This is a genomic window from Cedecea davisae (genome assembly GCF_044095835.1).
Lineage (GTDB): Bacteria > Pseudomonadota > Gammaproteobacteria > Enterobacterales > Enterobacteriaceae > Cedecea > Cedecea davisae.
Map to the genome: position 1 here is coordinate 1,279,446 of NZ_CP172054.1, position 15,815 is coordinate 1,295,260.

Sequence of the window (15,815 nt, forward strand, 5' to 3'; positions counted from 1 at the left end):
GGTGCAATATGCAAGTTTTTATCATGCGTCACGGCGACGCAGCACTCGATGCTGCCAGCGACTCGGTTCGTCCCTTAACCCAATGTGGGTGCGATGAATCCCGTCTGATGGCGACCTGGTTAACGGGTCAGGTGGCGAGTATCGAACGTGTTCTGGTGAGCCCTTACCTGCGAGCTGAACAGACCCTGGACGTGGTGCGGGAAGCGCTGAACCTCCCGGAGAAAGAAGACATCCTGCCGGAGCTGCGGCCCTGCGGCGATGTGGGCCTGGTAGGTGACTACCTGCAAGCTCTGGCAAATGAAGGCGTAGAATCTGCGCTGGTGGTTTCCCACCTGCCGCTGGTTGGCTACCTTGTCTCCGAGCTTTGCCCGGAAGAGGCCCCGCCGATGTTTACCACTTCGGCAATTGCCAACGTCACGCTGGATCCGGAAACCGGAAAAGGGGTGTTTAACTGGCAGATGAGCCCCTGCAACTTTAAGGTGGCGAAGGCTATCTGATTGCTGTGAGCATGAAAAAAGAGTCGCGAAAGCGGCTCTTTTGCTTTTCAGGTGCTCGGGATTTTTCCCCTCATCCTAACCCTCTCCCCAAAGGGGCGAGGGAACAGCTCGTTGCGCTATTTCTGCCGAGGCGAGAGGCATCCCCGACGCAGATCCTACGGAAGCTCAGGCGGTTGCCATTCCTCAACCTCAATCAGCACCAGCAGCGCGGCGTCGCCGCCGTATTCCTTCGGTGCCTGATGAAAAGCCATAATGTGTGGATGCTGGGCAAGCCACAGCGGCGTTTGCTGCTTGAGAACGTGCTTGCCGTGGCCGTGCATCACGCAGGCGCAAAACACATGCTCGCGGCGGCAGGCGGCTATCAACGCGCCAAGCTCCTGTTTTGCCTGTAGCTGGGTCAGGCCGTGTAGGTCAAGAAACAGTTCCGGGGAGTAGTCGCCGCGGCGGATCTTCTTGAGTTCAAAATGGCTGACGTCTTCCCGCACGTAGCTCATCGGGCCTTCGGTGGCGAGGCGCGGCTGGAATTCATCGGAAAAATAGTGGCTGGCGTCCGCCTGCTCCTGCAGCAGCCGCTTTACCGGCACTTCCGCAACTTTTTTACGCACCGGGCGGTGAACAATAGTGTCCTGCGCCAGTTTCTTTGTGCCGCTCATCAGGCCGCGGAATAGCGCCTCATCTTCAGAACTGAGCGGTGATTTCTTTTTCATGTGCTTCCCATCTCGCATTCGCTTTCGCGCCAGTTTACCTGCTTTCTCCTCCGGCAATAAAGAAAACGCAATTTTCCCTGCCCCGGAGAGTGGATGGATGCTGATTTGTCGCGGCCTTCATGGCAAACTAGCCGACTATTATTGAACTAGCGTGAGTCGCCTGCGGAGGGCAACGTGGATAAAATTTTCGTCGATGAGGCAGTGAACGAGCTGCATACCATTCAGGACATGCTGCGCTGGGCAGTCAGCCGCTTTAGCGCCGCCAACATTTGGTATGGTCACGGCACCGATAATCCGTGGGATGAAGCCGTTCAGCTGGTTCTGCCGAGCCTTTATCTGCCGCTGGATATTCCTGAAGACATGCGCACCGCCCGCCTGACGCCAAGCGAGCGCCACCGCATCGTTGAGCGCGTGATTCGCCGCGTCAACGAGCGTGTTCCGGTTGCCTACCTGACCAACAAAGCGTGGTTCTGCGGGCATGAGTTTTACGTGGACGAGCGCGTGCTGGTGCCGCGTTCGCCGATTGGTGAGCTAATCAATAACCGCTTTGCCGGGCTGATTGAGCACGAACCGCAGCATATTCTCGATATGTGTACCGGCAGCGGCTGCATCGGCATCGCCTGCGCCTACGAATTCCCGAACGCGGAAGTAGACATTGTTGATATCTCGCTGGACGCGATTGCGGTTGCCGAGCAGAACATTTCCGAGCACGGCATGGACCATAACGTCACGCCGATTCGCTCTGACCTGTTCCGCGACCTGCCAAAAGTGCAGTACGACGTCATCGTCACCAACCCGCCGTATGTTGATGAAGAAGACATGGCCGACCTGCCGGGCGAGTATCATTTTGAGCCTGAGCTTGGCCTCGCCGCAGGCAGCGACGGCCTGAAGCTGGCACGCCGTATCCTTGGCTGTGCGCCGGATTATCTGGCCGACGGCGGGATTCTGATTTGTGAAGTCGGTAACAGCATGGTACATCTGATGGAGCAATACCCGGAGGTGCCGTTTACCTGGCTTGAGTTCGACAACGGCGGCGACGGCGTATTTATGCTGACCAAAGCGCAGCTGATTGCGGCGCACGAACATTTCAGCATCTACAAAGATTAATTGCCGAACGTAGACGAGCCCTGTGGCTCGTTTTACTTCCCGCGCACAACACAACAACGACAACGGTAATAAGGAGCCGTGATGGCAGGTAACAGTATTGGACAGGTTTTTCGCGTAACGACATTTGGTGAATCTCACGGCATCGCGCTGGGCTGTATTGTTGACGGCGTACCGCCGGGCATTCCGCTTACCGAAGCTGACCTGCAACACGATCTCGATCGCCGCCGCCCGGGGACTTCACGCTATACCACCCAGCGCCGCGAGCCGGACCAGGTCAAAATTCTTTCCGGCGTATTTGAAGGCGTGACTACCGGAACCAGCATCGGCCTGCTTATCGAAAACACCGACCAGCGCTCACAGGATTACAGCGCCATCAAAGACGTGTTCCGTCCCGGGCATGCAGATTACACCTACGAGCAGAAATACGGCCTGCGCGACTATCGCGGCGGCGGTCGTTCTTCCGCCCGTGAAACCGCAATGCGCGTAGCCGCAGGGGCGATTGCCAAGAAATATCTTGAGCAGAAATTCGGCATCATAATCCGTGGCTGCCTGACGCAAATGGGCGACGTGCCGCTGGAAATCAAAGACTGGGAACAGGTTGAACAGAACCCGTTCTTCTGCCCGGACCCGGATAAAATTGAAGCACTCGACGAGCTGATGCGCGGCCTCAAAAAAGAGGGTGATTCCATCGGCGCTAAAGTTACCGTCGTGGCTGATAACGTCCCGCCGGGCCTCGGCGAGCCGGTATTTGACCGCCTGGACGCAGATATTGCCCACGCGCTGATGAGCATCAACGCGGTGAAAGGGGTGGAGATTGGTGAAGGCTTTGGCGTTGTAAACCTGCGCGGCAGCCAGAACCGTGACGAAATCACTAAACAGGGCTTCCAGAGCAATCACGCCGGCGGCATCCTGGGCGGCATCAGCAGCGGCCAGCAGATTGTGGCCAATATGGCGCTGAAGCCGACTTCGAGCATTACGGTGCCGGGTAAAACCATTAATCGCGAAGGCGAAGAAGTGGAGATGATCACCCGCGGCCGTCACGATCCTTGCGTAGGCATTCGCGCGGTACCAATTGCCGAAGCGATGCTGGCTATCGTGCTGATGGATCACCTGCTGCGCCAGCGCGCTCAGAACGCTGACGTTTCTTCCCCGCTTCCTCGCTGGTAAGACGATGAAAAAACTCCTGGTAGGGTTGCTGGCGCTGGCCGCCAGCGCTCAGGCTTTAGCGGCAACGCCGTGGCAAAAAATCGACCATCCTATTGGCGGTAGCGCGCAGTCCATCGGCGCTTTCTCCAATGGCTGCATCGTCGGCGCTAACGCGCTGCCGCTCGAAGACGCTCGCTATCAGGTGATGCGCCCGGATCAGCGCCGCTATTTCGGGCACCCCGATTTAGTGATGTTTATTCAGCGCCTGAGTAACCAGGTCAATCAGCTGGACCTCGGCACGGTGCTGATTGGCGATATGGGCATGGCGGCAGGCGGGCGCTTCAGCTCCGGCCACGCCAGCCACCAGACCGGATTAGATGTCGATATTTTCCTGCAACTGCCCAAAACCCGCTGGAGTTCGGCGCAGCTGCTGCGTCCGCAGGCGCTGGATTTGGTCGCCGCCGACGGGAAGCGTGTTGTGCCTGCTCTGTGGAAGCCGGAAATCGACAGCCTGATTAAGCTCGCCGCCAAAGATAATGACGTGACGCGTATTTTCGTGAACCCGGCCATCAAGCAGAAGCTTTGCGAAGATGCCGGGGCAGATAGAGACTGGCTGCGTAAGGTGCGCCCGTGGTTTGCCCACCGCGCGCATATGCACGTTCGCCTGCGTTGCCCGGCCAACAGCCTTGAGTGTGAAGACCAGCCTCTGCCGCCTCCGGGCGACGGCTGCGGCGCCGAGCTGCAAAGCTGGTTTGCGCCGCCTGCGCCGGGCAGTACGCCACCGAAAAAAACAACGCCACCGCCGCTGCCTGCTTCCTGTCAGGCATTACTGGATGAGCACGTTCTCTAACATCAGGCATGAGGTTTTTCGTCGGATAATGGAATGGTTTATGGTTTCCCCGCTGATGCTGGCGGCGCTTTTCTTCGTCGCTATGCTGGCGGGGTTTATTGATGCCCTGGCGGGCGGCGGCGGGTTGCTAACCGTTCCCGCGCTGCTGGCGGTGGGCATGTCACCGGCTCAGGCGCTTGCGACCAACAAGCTACAGGCCTGCGGCGGTTCGGTCTCGGCCTCGCTCTATTTTATCCGCCGCAAGGTGGTTAACCTTGCGGACCAGAAGCTCAATATCCTGATGACTTTTATCGGCTCGACCTGCGGCGCCCTGCTGGTGCAGCACGTTAAGTCCGATATCCTGCACCAGATCTTGCCCTTGCTGATTATCGGCATCGGTCTTTACTTCCTGCTGATGCCAAAACTTGGGGAAGAAGACCGGCAGCGCCGCCTGTACGGCCTGCCGTTTGCCCTGATCGCAGGCGGCTGCGTCGGTTTCTATGACGGCTTTTTTGGCCCCGGCGCGGGGTCGTTTTACGCTCTGGCGTTCGTGACGCTCTGCGGCTTTAACCTCGCTAAATCCACCGCCCATGCCAAAGTGCTTAACGCCACCTCAAATCTCGGCGGATTACTGCTGTTTATCATCGGCGGCAAAGTGATTTGGGGAACCGGCTTCGTGATGATGGCCGGGCAGTTTATAGGCGCGAGAATGGGTTCTCGCCTGGTACTAAGCAAAGGGCAGCAGCTGATTCGGCCGATGATTGTCGCGGTCTCGGCGGTGATGAGCGCTAAACTTTTGTATGACAGCCACGGACCGGAAATCCTCCACTGGTTAGGGATAGCCTGAAAATGAATAACGTAACAATGAGCAAACAGCACCACTATCAGGAGCTGATCGATATTTTCGACGGCTGCTTTAAAGATGATTTTAATACTCGCCTGATCAAAGGCGACGACGAGCCTATTTACCTGCCCGCCGACGACGAAGCACCGTATAACCGCATCGTTTTCGCTCACGGCTATTACGCCAGCGGGATGCACGAAATTTCCCACTGGTGCGTGGCCGGTAAAGCGCGGCGCGAGCTGGTGGACTTTGGCTACTGGTACTGCCCGGACGGGCGCGATGCCGAAACCCAGGGCAAGTTTGAAGATGTGGAAGTGAAGCCGCAGGCGCTGGAGTGGATGCTCAGCACCGCCGCTAATTTCCCGTTCAACGTGAGCTGCGACAACCTGAGCGGCGATTTCGAGCCGGACCGCATTGCGTTCCAGCGCAGGGTGCATGCTCAGGTTATGACTTATCTGAAAGAGGGCATCCCGGCTCGTCCGGCACGCCTTATTGAAGCGCTGAGGGCGTATTATGAAACCCCTCCGCTGGCCGCTGAGCAGTTTCCGTGGCCGGAAGACCTAAACTAAAAATCACCTGTAGAAGAGGAAGTACGATGATCGCGGAATTTGAGTCACGCATTTTGGCGCTGATTGACGGGATGGTGGAACACGCCAGTGATGACGAGCTGTTCGCCAGCGGCTATCTGCGTGGCCATCTCACTCTGGCGGTAGCCGAAGTGGAAAATGGTGATGACCATTCATCCCAGGCGCTGCATGCCGTCGTGACCGACAGCCTGCATAAAGCCATTCAGGCTGGTGAGCTTTCGCCGCGGGATCAGGCTCTGGTGCTGGGTATGTGGGATAACCTGTACCAACAGGCTCAGGCCTAAGTTTTACCCTCGCCCTGTGCCTGACCCTCGCCCCAAAGGGGTGAGGGAATAAATAGTTTTCTCCCTCGACCCTTTGGGGAGAGGGGAAATTACTTCACTGCTTTCCCTTTCAATAGCTTCCTCACCCAAAGCCGATTCGGGTTCAGCGCCGCCAGCGTAGCGGAGTCCAGCGGTATTGGTTCATCGCTCATCTGAGCCGCCAGAATTTCCGACGCCAGCGGCGCGCTACACAGCCCGCGTGACCCCAGCGCGCCCAGCATATAAAGATTACGATACACCGGAGCCGGGGCGGCATTTTCTCGCTCGTCGGCAAGCGTGGCGTATTGCTCAAGCGTCGCTTCGTAATCCGGCACGCTGCCCACCATCGGCAGATGATCGCGTGAGGCGCAGCGCACCCCGCAGCGGGCCTCGTTGGCCGAAACATTCACTTCCTTTGCCCATTCGGCCTCCGGCAGGCAGTCAATCAGGCGCTGGCGATTATGCTGCTGGTCGGCTTCGTTGAACGCCATTTCTCTCTGACCACGGTGGTAGCTTGCGCCGATACAGTGCTGCTGATTCTGCGGGTTGACCGGCGTCAGGTAGCCGTCGTAGCACAACACCTGGCGCAGTTCGCCGAGGGCAGGAGTGGTTGGGATATGGCTAACCTGACCGCCAACGGCATAAACCGGCAGTTTTTCCGTTTGTGGGAAGTCGCTGATTTGATGGCCGTTTGCCAGAACCACGGCTTCATGGTGTCGTGTATCCTGCCCGGAGAAAGTCAATTCCCAACCGCCTTGCTGGCCGTTTAGCCCGGTTATGCGGTGGCCGTAAAACACCTTCAGCCCCTGGCGTTTAGCAAGCTCCAGCGCGCCTGCGGTCAGCTGAGCCGGGTAGAGCCAGCCACCGAGCGGATAACTGATGCCGCCGCAGCCCGTTTCCACGCCGCAGCTTTCTGCCACCGCTTCGGCATCAACCGCCGCTGCCAGCGCGGTAGGAAGATTAAGGCCGAGCATTTGCTCTATTTTCTGCGAGCTTTTCTCGTCCCAGGCCAGCTGGGTGACGCCGCACCATTGATGATCAAACTCTACCGGCAGCGAGTCGTACAGCCGCCGGGCGAAGGTGAAAGCCGCCGGGAAAAAGGTCGTTAACGCGGCGTCGTGCGCGGTTAGCAGCGGATAAAGCGCACCCTGACGGTTGCCGGAAGCGCCCTGTGCCGGAGCGTCATCTTCGCAATAGAGCGTCACCTGCCAGCCACGGCGCAGCAGTGCCAGAGAGAGCAGCGCGCTGGCGATACCGCCGCCGATAATCGCAGTTTCTTTCCCCATAGCCGCGGGGCGGGAGTACCATGGCGCGCGGGCAGGGGAGTCAATGGCCTGCTCCAGGAATCCGGTCAGCATTTCGCGCTTGCGGCCAAAGCCTTTGCTTTTGGTCATGGTGAAACCAGCTTCCTGCAGGCCGCGCCGCACAAAACCTGCCGAGGTAAAGGTGGCCAGCGTGCCGCCGGGGCGAGCCAGCTTAGCCATGGTCTGAAACAGCTGCGGCGTCCACATATCCGGATTTTTAGCCGGGGCAAAGCCGTCGAGGAACCAGGCGTCTACCTGCTGGTTAAGCGTGTCGTCCAGTTCAGGAATAAGCTCGTTGATATCGCCAAACCACAAATCCAGCGTGACGCGGCCATTACCGAGCAGCAGGCGATGGCAACCGGCAAACGGCTGCGGCCACTGCTGCTGAAGCTCGGCGGCAAACTGGCTTAGCTCCGGCCAGTGCTGGTGGGTCAGCGCCAGGTCCGCAGAGGTCAGAGGGAATTTTTCAAAACTGATAAAATGCAGCCGCTTTAGCGCCGCATCCTCATGTTTCACGCAAAATTCATCAAACGCCTGCCATAAAGTCAAAAAGTTAAGTCCGGTGCCGAACCCACTTTCCGCGACCACAAATAGCGGTCTTTCGTGGCTTGCGAAGCGTTCAGGAAGATGATTTCCCCCAAGGAACACGTAACGCGTCTCTTCCAGCCCATTATCGTTAGAGAAGTACACATCATCGAAGTCTCGGGCTACAGGTGTACCTTCTTCGTTGAAACCAAGGTTGGCGGATTGTATAGGAGAATGTTTCACGTAAGTGGCTCGTATGCGGGCAGTGCGTCGATCATAACGGCGTGAGCGGAGCGGCGCAAATTTCCGCATAATTTGTCTGATCGGACTTGTTCGGCGTACAAGTGTACGCTATTGTGCCACACGAAATCCTACATAGAGCAGTGAACGAGGTATTTGAATGAAACGTGCAGTGATTACTGGCCTGGGCATCGTTTCCAGTATTGGTAATAACCAGCAGGAAGTCCTGGCATCTCTGCGTGAAGGACGCTCCGGGATCACTTTCTCTGAAGAGTTTAAAGATTCGGGAATGCGTAGCCACGTATGGGGTAACGTCAAACTGGACACCACCGGTTTGATTGACCGTAAAGTAGTTCGTTTCATGAACGATGCCTCAATCTATGCCTATCTTTCCATGCGGGAAGCGATTGCTGATGCAGGCCTGAGCGAAGAGGTTTACCAGAATAACCCGCGCGTTGGCCTGATTGCAGGTTCCGGCGGTTCTTCAAAAGCGCAGGTATTCGGTGCTGACGCAATGCGCAGCCCGCGTGGTCTGAAAGCGGTTGGTCCTTATGTTGTGACCAAAGCAATGGGCTCCGCGGTTTCCGCCTGCCTTGCTACGCCGTTCAAAATCCACGGCGTGAACTACTCTATCAGCTCCGCGTGTGCGACTTCTGCACACTGTATCGGTAATGCGGTAGAGCAGATTCAGTTGGGTAAACAGGACATCGTGTTTGCCGGTGGCGGCGAAGAACTGGGCTGGGAAATGGCCTGTGAGTTCGATGCAATGGGCGCGCTGTCTACCAAATACAACGAAACGCCGGATAAAGCATCCCGCACTTATGATACGCACCGCGATGGCTTCGTTATCGCCGGCGGTGGCGGTATGGTTGTGGTTGAAGAACTGGAACACGCTCTGGCTCGTGGCGCGCACATCTACGCTGAAATCGTTGGCTACGGCGCAACTTCAGACGGCGCAGATATGGTTGCTCCATCTGGCGAAGGCGCGGTGCGCTGCATGAAGATGGCGATGCACGGCGTCGACACGCCAATCGACTACCTGAACTCCCACGGGACTTCTACTCCGGTAGGCGACATGAAAGAGCTGGGCGCTATCCGTGAAGTGTTCGCCAATAACAGCCCGGCTATTTCCGCGACCAAAGCGATGACCGGCCACTCTCTGGGTGCTGCAGGCGTTCAGGAAGCTATCTACAGCCTGTTGATGCTGGAACACGGCTTCATCGCCCCAAGCATCAATATCGAAGAGCTGGACGAGCAGGCGGCTGACCTGAATATCGTCACTAAGCCTACTGATGCGACGCTGAAAACCGTTATGTCCAACAGCTTCGGCTTCGGCGGGACTAACGCAACGCTTGTTATGCGCAAGCTTGACGTTTAATCATTACGGCTGATGCGAAATGGGGTGCCTGAGGGTGCCCTATTTTTTTGCCCGTTTCCCGGCATTGACAGTCGGTTGGCCTGAAGGCACTATTCATTTCCCTCCATTATCATTTTGATAATGCGTAAGCGTTCAACGTTAACCAACGCACCCTGTAATCTGAATCATCAGAGGAAAGGGCGCAGGTTGAGTTGCGCCTTGCTCTGAATTTATGGAGTAAGCAGTATGTCCGCAGTACCTGAATCTACGCTTAAATCGTCGAAATCAGCTAATACATCGCTATTCAGAATCACGTTTGCCGTTTTTCTCACTTATATGACCGTCGGCCTGCCGCTGCCTGTCATTCCGCTTTTCGTTCATCAGCAGCTTGGCTACGGCAATATGATGGTCGGTCTTGCCGTCGGCATTCAGTTCCTTGCCACGGTATTAACCCGCGGCTACGCCGGGCGTCTCGCCGACCAGATGGGCGCAAAGCGCTCGGTGTTGCAGGGGATGTTCGCCTGCGGACTTGCCGGGCTGGCCTATCTGCTTGCCGCGCTGCTGCCGGTTGATCCTGGGATAAAGTTCACTCTGCTGATTGTAGGCCGCCTGATCCTCGGCTTTGGTGAAAGCCAGCTGCTGACCGGCAACCTGACCTGGGGGCTGGGGCTGGTTGGCCCTGGGCGCTCGGGAAAAGTGATGTCCTGGAACGGAATGGCGATTTACGGCGCGCTGGCCGCCGGTGCGCCGCTTGGCCTGATGCTCAACAGCCAGTGGGGCTTTGTGGCGCTGGGCGTCACCACCATTGCTCTGCCGCTCATCGGCCTGCTGTTCAACGCCACCGTAGCCTCCGTTCCCGCCCATAAAGGCGAACGCCCTTCGCTGCTGGCGGTTGTGGGGCTCATCTGGCAGCCGGGCCTTGGGCTGGCGCTACAGGGGGTGGGTTTTGCGGTTATCGGCACTTTTGTATCGCTCTACTTTGCGGCTAACGGCTGGGCGCATGCGGGCTTTACCCTGACCGCTTTTGGCGGCGCGTTTGTGCTGGTGCGCGTGCTGTTTGGCTGGATGCCGGACCGCTACGGCGGCGTGCGCGTAGCGCTGTTCTCGTTAGCTGTTGAAACCGTTGGTTTACTGCTCCTGTGGCACGCGCCGGACGCGTGGACCGCACTGCTGGGCGCGGCGTTAACCGGCTGCGGGTGCTCGCTTATCTTCCCGGCCCTGGGTGTGGAAGTGGTGAAGCGCGTTCCGCCTCAGGTACGCGGTACCGCGCTTGGGGGCTATGCCGCTTTCCAGGATATCTCGTACGGCGTAACCGGGCCGTTAACCGGCATTCTGGCTACGTCGATGGGGTATTCGTCGGTGTTTATGGCGGGAGCCGTTTCGGCGGTGCTGGGGATTGTAGTGACGCTGGCGGCCTTCAGAAAGTAGTGCTGTCACCCTGGCTGAGGGTTTTGTCCCTCTCCTTTTGGGAGAGGGACAGGCGAGGGAACTAGATAACCAGCCAGAGCAAAACCATCACAACTACCAAAGCAACCAGAGCCAGCCCTGGCCTGGCGCTTAGCGCCTTAATCGGTTCGATTATCGAGCTGAAAAGCGGATTGTAGATCGGCTGAATATCCCGCACTTCGGTATTGCCCGGCAGCCGCTCGGCGCGTTTCAAAAATACCTGATTAAGAATATCCTGCACCTGGGCCGTGGTCAGCACGGTTTGCGGCGTGGCCTGAAAACGCTGCTGGCTATAATCAACAACCTCTTTCCACTCCGTTGCGTCAAGCGGCTGTTTCAGTGCGGCCTGAAGGCTGTGCAGATTAGGCGCGGGCTGCTGGCTCAGCGTTTGGCGAGCCTGAAGCCAGGTGCTTAGCAGCGTAAAATGCCGGGCCGGGATAAGCTCCCCGGTCTTCACGCCGGACAGCTCAAGCATCGACTGCCAAATTTGCTTACCCGACTCACCCGTAGCGGCCGCCAGTTTAGTGACCAGCTGGTTCAGGCTATTGTGCTCTGCGGGCAGCAGCGGCCTGTCCGTTGCCGGGCGCTGCTGCGGCTGCGGAATGGCCAACTGGTTATTTTGCAGCAGCGTCAGCACGGTTTTGAGCTGGTCCGGCGTCAGTTGGCTGAGCGCCGTCTGGCCGAACTGCTGGCGAATAAAGTCGCTCACCGCCTGGCGATTGTTCCCCTGCGGCAGCAAATCCGTTAGCTGCTGAATTATCTGGCGCGTGGCGAGCGTGGTTTGTGCGCTTACGAGGCGCTGGCTCAGGTTCTGTTCGGCGGCCGGAAAATGGCGAGAAAGCAGGGGGGCGTCATTCTTCATCCCCAGGTCGTGCTTTAATCCGGCCCATACCTCGGCGCTTTGCTGCTGGCTAAGCGCAATGATCCGGGTGATCAGGCGCTCCAGCACGGTGCGTTGCTGGGTAGAGAGCGGTTGTTCGCCGACGGCAGACGGCGTGGAGGGAGGTTCCCCCGGAGGACGCGGCGTGGCGCCCTGAATGGGTTGCATTATAGAGTAATCCTTAAGATCGCCTTAAAAACGACAAAACATTAACAAGTAGTTCGTTATGCCCGGACGCCAGATTATGGCACACTATCCGGCCTTATCTCGACGATTAACAGACAGGTACTCAGGTGAAAATCCTCGTTGATGAAAATATGCCCTATGCCCGCGAACTTTTCAGCCGCCTGGGCGAGGTTACCGCCGTGCCGGGGCGCCCTGTTCCGGTGGATGCGTTAACGGATGCGGACGCGCTGATGGTGCGTTCGGTCACGAAAGTGAATGCCGAACTGCTGGACGGTAAAGGGATCAAATTTGTCGGGACCGCGACGGCCGGAACCGACCACGTTGATGAAGCGTATCTGCAAAGCGCCGGAGTGGCATTTTCGGCGGCTCCGGGCTGCAACGCGATTGCGGTTGTTGAGTATGTATTCTCTTCTTTATTGATGCTGGCCGAGCGCGATGGCTTTGAGCTGAAAGACCGCACCGTCGGCATCGTTGGCGTCGGTAACGTGGGAGCGCGGTTACAGGCGCGACTGGAAGCCTGGGGCGTGCGCACCTTATTGTGCGATCCCCCGCGTGCCGTACGCGGCGACGAGGGTGATTTCCAGCCGCTGGAAACCCTGGTGCAGGAAGCCGATGTTATTACCTTCCACACTCCGCTGTTTAAGTCAGGCGAGTACAAAACGCTGCACCTGGCCGACGAGGCGCTGATTAGCCGCCTGAAGCCTGGCACTATTCTGATAAATGCCTGCCGCGGGCCGGTGGTGGATAACGTCGCGCTGTTGAAATGCCTTAATCAGGGGCAAAAACTCAGCGTGGTGCTGGACGTCTGGGAGCCGGAACCGGATCTCAACGTCGGGCTGCTGGAAAAAGTTGATATTGGCACTCCGCATATCGCCGGTTATACCCTGGAAGGCAAAGCGCGGGGCACCACGCAGGTATTTGAAGCTTTTAGCAAGTTTATCGGCCAGCCTCATCAGGTTGCGCTGGACACGCTGCTGCCTGCCCCGGAATTTGGCCGCATTACGCTTGCGGGTCCGCTCGACCAGCCAACGCTCAAAAGACTGGCGCATCTGGTGTATGATGTGCGCCGCGACGATGCCCCGCTGCGTAAAGTGGCCGGGCAGCCGGGTGAATTCGACAAGCTGCGTAAAAACTATCTGGAGCGTCGCGAGTGGTCATCGCTCTATGTGCAGTGCGATGACGCCGATGCGGCAACCATGCTGCAAAAACTGGGCTTTAGCGCGGTTCATCACCCGCTTCGCTAAGTTTAATCTTCTGGCTTCCCGAGGCCCGGCTTCGGGGAGCATCTGTTTTATTTTCTGGAGTAAACCAACATGTCCGAAGGCTGGAATATTGCCATCCTGGGCGCCACCGGTGCCGTAGGCTCAGCTTTGCTTGAACTGCTTGCTGAACGTCAGTTCCCGGTTGGTGAATTACATGCCCTGGCGCGTAGCGAGAGCGCCGGTGAGAATCTGCGTTATGAGGGGAAAACCGTCATGGTGCAGGACGCGGCCGAGTTCGACTGGACTCAGGTGCAGCTTGCGTTCTTCGTGGCCGGCGTTGAGGCGAGCGCCCGCTATGTAGAAGAAGCAACCAACGCGGGCTGCCTGGTTATTGATTCCAGCGGCCTGTTTGCCATGGAGCCGGACGTGCCGCTGGTGGTGCCGGATGTTAACCCTTATGTGCTGAGCGATTACCGCAACCGCAACCTGGTGGCCGTTGCCGACAGCCTGACCAGCCAACTGCTCAGCGCGTTAAAACCGCTGATTGAGCAGGGCGGTTTATCACGTATTCAGGTGACCAACCTGCTGTCCGCTTCCGCTCGCGGCAAGGTCGCCGTGGACGCGCTGGCCGGGCAGAGCGCTCGCCTGCTTAACGGGATCCCGATTGATGAAGAAGACCTGTTTGGCCGCCAGCTTGCGTTTAACATGCTGCCGCTGGTGCCGGATGCCGAAGGCAGCGTGCGCGAAGAACGCCGTCTGGTAAATGAAGCGCGTAAGATTTTGCAGGATGACGGCCTGATGATTTCCGCCAGCATCGTGCAGTCGCCGGTGTTTTACGGCCACGCGCAGATTGTGAGTTTTGAAGCCCTGCGCCCGCTGGCTGCCGAAGAAGCGCGCGATGCGTTTTCTCAGGCTGAAGACATCGAACTGTCTGAAGAGGGCGATTTCCCGACTCAGGTGGCGGATGCCTCCGGCAGCGGCCATCTTTCTATCGGCTGCGTGCATAACGATTACGGCATGCCGGAGCAAATTCAGTTCTGGTCGGTTGCCGACAACGTCCGCTTTGGCGGCGCGCTGATGGCGGTGAAAACCGCAGAGAAGCTGGTGCAGGAGTATATGTACTAATGTCCGAAGTGCTTGGCGAAAATCCGCTCCACAAAATCGCGCTCGGCATTGAGTACGACGGCAGTAAATATTACGGCTGGCAGCGCCAGAACGAAGTCCGCAGCGTGCAGGAAAAGCTGGAAAAAGCGCTTTCTCAGGTCGCAAACGAGCCGATCGGCGTTTTTTGCGCAGGCCGCACCGACGCAGGCGTTCACGCTACCGGGCAGGTGGTACATTTTGAGACCCGCGCCACGCGCAAAGATGCCGCCTGGACGCTGGGGGTAAATGCGAATTTGCCTGGTGACATTGCGGTGCGCTGGGTTAAAGATGTGCCGGAAGATTTTCACGCCCGTTTTAGCGCCACGGCTCGCCGTTATCGCTACGTGATTTATAATCACCGGCTGCGCCCGGCGGTATTGCAGCAGGGGGTGACCCATTTCCACCTGCCGCTGGATGCCGACCGCATGCACCGCGCTGCGCAGAGCCTGCTCGGGGAAAACGATTTCACCTCGTTCCGCGCGGTTCAGTGCCAGTCGCGTACTCCGTGGCGCAATATGATGCACATTACGGTGAGCCGCTTTGGCGCCTATATCGTGGTGGATATCAAGGCCAACGCTTTTGTGCATCATATGGTGCGCAATATCGTCGGCAGCCTGATGGAAGTGGGCTGCGGTAATCAGGATGAAACCTGGATGGCCGACCTGCTGGCAATGAAGGACCGTACTAAGGCCGCCGCCACCGCGAAAGCGGAAGGCCTCTATCTGGTGTCGGTGGATTATCCCGACCGTTTTGCTCTGCCGCGTCTCCCTATGGGGCCGCTGTTCTTAGCCGACTGATTGTTGCTTAAAAGGATACTTTGATGGATTTCATCCGCTTTATCATTGACTTCATTTTGCACATCGACGTGCATCTGGCCGAGCTGGTGCGGGATTATGGCGTCTGGGTTTATGCCATTTTATTCCTGATCTTGTTCTGCGAAACTGGCCTGGTGGTCACGCCGTTCCTGCCGGGTGATTCGCTGCTGTTTGTGGCCGGAGCGCTGGCCTCGCTGGAAACCAACGACCTGAACGTGCATTACATGGTCATTTTGATGGTGATTGCCGCCATCATCGGCGACGCGGTGAACTACACTATCGGGCGGCTATTTGGCGATAAGTTGTTCAGCAACCCGAATTCGAAGATCTTCCGCCGCAGTTATCTTGATAAAACTCACGCTTTTTACGAGCGTCACGGCGGAAAAACGATTATCCTCGCGCGCTTCGTGCCGATTGTGCGAACCTTCGCACCGTTTGTCGCAGGGATGGGGCGTATGTCCTATCGCCATTTTGCGATTTATAACGTTGTCGGCGCGCTGCTGTGGGTGTTGCTGTTTACCTATGCGGGCTACCTGTTTGGTAATCTGCCGGTAGTACAGGAAAACCTGAAACTGCTGATTGTGGCAATTATCCTGGTGTCGATTCTGCCCGGCGTGGTGGAAGTCATCCGCCACAAACGCGCTGCGGCGCGGCAGTCGAAATAATACGCGGCAGCGGTTCGACCACTTTTTTATCCA

At 57.7% G+C, this 15,815-nt stretch carries 16 protein-coding genes; 13 read left to right on the forward strand and 3 right to left on the reverse strand.

Annotation, left to right across the window (positions count from 1 at the left end; translation table 11 throughout):
- The first annotated feature begins 8 nt into the window (after window positions 1-8).
- Window positions 9-497, forward strand: a complete 489-nt coding sequence (sixA, locus tag ACG1VR_RS06580; RefSeq protein ID WP_016537501.1) for a phosphohistidine phosphatase SixA — start codon at window positions 9-11, stop codon at window positions 495-497.
- 155 nt (window positions 498-652) lie between these two features.
- On the opposite strand, the gene smrB is transcribed toward sixA, so the two are convergent.
- Entirely contained in the window at window positions 653-1,204 is a 552-nt protein-coding gene (smrB, locus tag ACG1VR_RS06585) for an endonuclease SmrB (RefSeq protein ID WP_395490509.1), read from the reverse strand.
- Between the two features lie 174 nt (window positions 1,205-1,378).
- On the opposite strand from smrB, the gene prmB reads away from it, so the two are divergent.
- The 6 genes from prmB to ACG1VR_RS06615 all read left to right on the forward strand — a co-directional run bounded on the left by prmB (window position 1,379) and on the right by ACG1VR_RS06615 (window position 6,001).
- Complete coding sequence (gene prmB, locus ACG1VR_RS06590; protein WP_016537498.1) at window positions 1,379-2,311, forward strand: 50S ribosomal protein L3 N(5)-glutamine methyltransferase; 933 nt, start codon at window positions 1,379-1,381, stop codon at window positions 2,309-2,311.
- 81 nt (window positions 2,312-2,392) lie between these two features.
- Window positions 2,393-3,478, forward strand: coding sequence for a chorismate synthase (gene aroC, locus ACG1VR_RS06595; protein WP_395490510.1), 1,086 nt, complete (start codon window positions 2,393-2,395; stop codon window positions 3,476-3,478).
- A 4-nt stretch (window positions 3,479-3,482) separates the two neighbouring features.
- Complete coding sequence (gene mepA, locus ACG1VR_RS06600; protein WP_395490511.1) at window positions 3,483-4,307, forward strand: penicillin-insensitive murein endopeptidase; 825 nt, start codon at window positions 3,483-3,485, stop codon at window positions 4,305-4,307.
- 28 nt (window positions 4,308-4,335) lie between these two features.
- Window positions 4,336-5,133: a sulfite exporter TauE/SafE family protein gene (locus ACG1VR_RS06605; RefSeq protein WP_395491065.1), complete on the forward strand. Its 798-nt coding sequence runs from the start codon at window positions 4,336-4,338 to the stop codon at window positions 5,131-5,133.
- Window positions 5,134-5,150: 17 nt separating this feature from the next.
- Window positions 5,151-5,699 (forward strand): elongation factor P hydroxylase, encoded by a 549-nt coding sequence (locus ACG1VR_RS06610; RefSeq protein ID WP_039899378.1) that lies wholly within the window; start codon window positions 5,151-5,153, stop codon window positions 5,697-5,699.
- A 26-nt stretch (window positions 5,700-5,725) separates the two neighbouring features.
- A complete protein-coding gene (locus ACG1VR_RS06615) occupies window positions 5,726-6,001 on the forward strand; it encodes a YfcL family protein (protein ID WP_016537493.1) in 276 nt (91 codons plus the stop codon).
- Window positions 6,002-6,090: 89 nt separating this feature from the next.
- On the opposite strand, the gene mnmC is transcribed toward ACG1VR_RS06615, so the two are convergent.
- Window positions 6,091-8,091 carry a bifunctional tRNA (5-methylaminomethyl-2-thiouridine)(34)-methyltransferase MnmD/FAD-dependent 5-carboxymethylaminomethyl-2-thiouridine(34) oxidoreductase MnmC gene (gene mnmC, locus ACG1VR_RS06620; protein ID WP_395490512.1) on the reverse strand — a complete coding sequence of 667 codons (2,001 nt, stop codon included), beginning with the start codon at window positions 8,089-8,091 and terminating at the stop codon, window positions 6,091-6,093.
- A 157-nt stretch (window positions 8,092-8,248) separates the two neighbouring features.
- Here mnmC and fabB point away from each other — a divergent pair, with 157 nt between their 5' ends.
- Together fabB and ACG1VR_RS06630 are read left to right on the forward strand one after the other, a co-directional pair.
- The gene (gene fabB / locus ACG1VR_RS06625) at window positions 8,249-9,466 is read left to right on the forward strand and encodes a beta-ketoacyl-ACP synthase I (protein ID WP_395490513.1); all 1,218 of its coding nucleotides are present in this window, start codon (window positions 8,249-8,251) and stop codon (window positions 9,464-9,466) included.
- Window positions 9,467-9,691: 225 nt separating this feature from the next.
- A complete protein-coding gene (locus tag ACG1VR_RS06630; protein ID WP_172569354.1) occupies window positions 9,692-10,873 on the forward strand; it encodes an MFS transporter in 1,182 nt (393 codons plus the stop codon).
- Between the two features lie 61 nt (window positions 10,874-10,934).
- On the opposite strand, the gene flk is transcribed toward ACG1VR_RS06630, so the two are convergent.
- On the reverse strand, window positions 10,935-11,939 hold the full coding sequence (flk, locus tag ACG1VR_RS06635; RefSeq protein ID WP_395490514.1) for a flagella biosynthesis regulator Flk: 1,005 nt from the start codon (window positions 11,937-11,939) through the stop codon (window positions 10,935-10,937).
- Window positions 11,940-12,064: 125 nt separating this feature from the next.
- Here flk and pdxB point away from each other — a divergent pair, with 125 nt between their 5' ends.
- The 4 genes from pdxB (at window position 12,065) to ACG1VR_RS06655 (ending at window position 15,782) form a co-directional block, all read left to right on the forward strand.
- On the forward strand, window positions 12,065-13,201 hold the full coding sequence (gene pdxB, locus ACG1VR_RS06640; RefSeq protein ID WP_395490515.1) for a 4-phosphoerythronate dehydrogenase PdxB: 1,137 nt from the start codon (window positions 12,065-12,067) through the stop codon (window positions 13,199-13,201).
- Window positions 13,202-13,270: 69 nt separating this feature from the next.
- Entirely contained in the window at window positions 13,271-14,284 is a 1,014-nt protein-coding gene (locus ACG1VR_RS06645) for an aspartate-semialdehyde dehydrogenase (RefSeq protein WP_395490516.1), read from the forward strand.
- Window positions 14,284-15,099, forward strand: a complete 816-nt coding sequence (truA, locus tag ACG1VR_RS06650) for a tRNA pseudouridine(38-40) synthase TruA (protein ID WP_016537486.1) — start codon at window positions 14,284-14,286, stop codon at window positions 15,097-15,099. Before ACG1VR_RS06645 ends, truA begins: the two co-directional genes overlap by 1 nt.
- 23 nt (window positions 15,100-15,122) lie before the next feature.
- On the forward strand, window positions 15,123-15,782 hold the full coding sequence (locus tag ACG1VR_RS06655; RefSeq protein ID WP_016537485.1) for a DedA family protein: 660 nt from the start codon (window positions 15,123-15,125) through the stop codon (window positions 15,780-15,782).
- Window positions 15,783-15,815 lie beyond the last annotated feature (33 nt).

Bases quoted from the DNA above. Each gene is read 5' to 3' on its own strand.
- sixA (WP_016537501.1), top strand. From the start codon at position 9: ATGCAAGTTTTTATCATGCGTCACGGCGACGCAGCACTCGATGCTGCC.
- smrB (WP_395490509.1), bottom strand. From the start codon at position 1,204: ATGAAAAAGAAATCACCGCTCAGTTCTGAAGATGAGGCGCTATTCCGC.
- aroC (WP_395490510.1), top strand. From the start codon at position 2,393: ATGGCAGGTAACAGTATTGGACAGGTTTTTCGCGTAACGACATTTGGT.
- mepA (WP_395490511.1), top strand. From the start codon at position 3,483: ATGAAAAAACTCCTGGTAGGGTTGCTGGCGCTGGCCGCCAGCGCTCAG.
- ACG1VR_RS06605 (WP_395491065.1), top strand. From the start codon at position 4,336: ATGGAATGGTTTATGGTTTCCCCGCTGATGCTGGCGGCGCTTTTCTTC.
- ACG1VR_RS06610 (WP_039899378.1), top strand. From the start codon at position 5,151: ATGAGCAAACAGCACCACTATCAGGAGCTGATCGATATTTTCGACGGC.
- ACG1VR_RS06615 (WP_016537493.1), top strand. From the start codon at position 5,726: ATGATCGCGGAATTTGAGTCACGCATTTTGGCGCTGATTGACGGGATG.
- fabB (WP_395490513.1), top strand. From the start codon at position 8,249: ATGAAACGTGCAGTGATTACTGGCCTGGGCATCGTTTCCAGTATTGGT.
- ACG1VR_RS06630 (WP_172569354.1), top strand. From the start codon at position 9,692: ATGTCCGCAGTACCTGAATCTACGCTTAAATCGTCGAAATCAGCTAAT.
- flk (WP_395490514.1), bottom strand. From the start codon at position 11,939: ATGCAACCCATTCAGGGCGCCACGCCGCGTCCTCCGGGGGAACCTCCC.
- ACG1VR_RS06645 (WP_395490516.1), top strand. From the start codon at position 13,271: ATGTCCGAAGGCTGGAATATTGCCATCCTGGGCGCCACCGGTGCCGTA.
- truA (WP_016537486.1), top strand. From the start codon at position 14,284: ATGTCCGAAGTGCTTGGCGAAAATCCGCTCCACAAAATCGCGCTCGGC.
- ACG1VR_RS06655 (WP_016537485.1), top strand. From the start codon at position 15,123: ATGGATTTCATCCGCTTTATCATTGACTTCATTTTGCACATCGACGTG.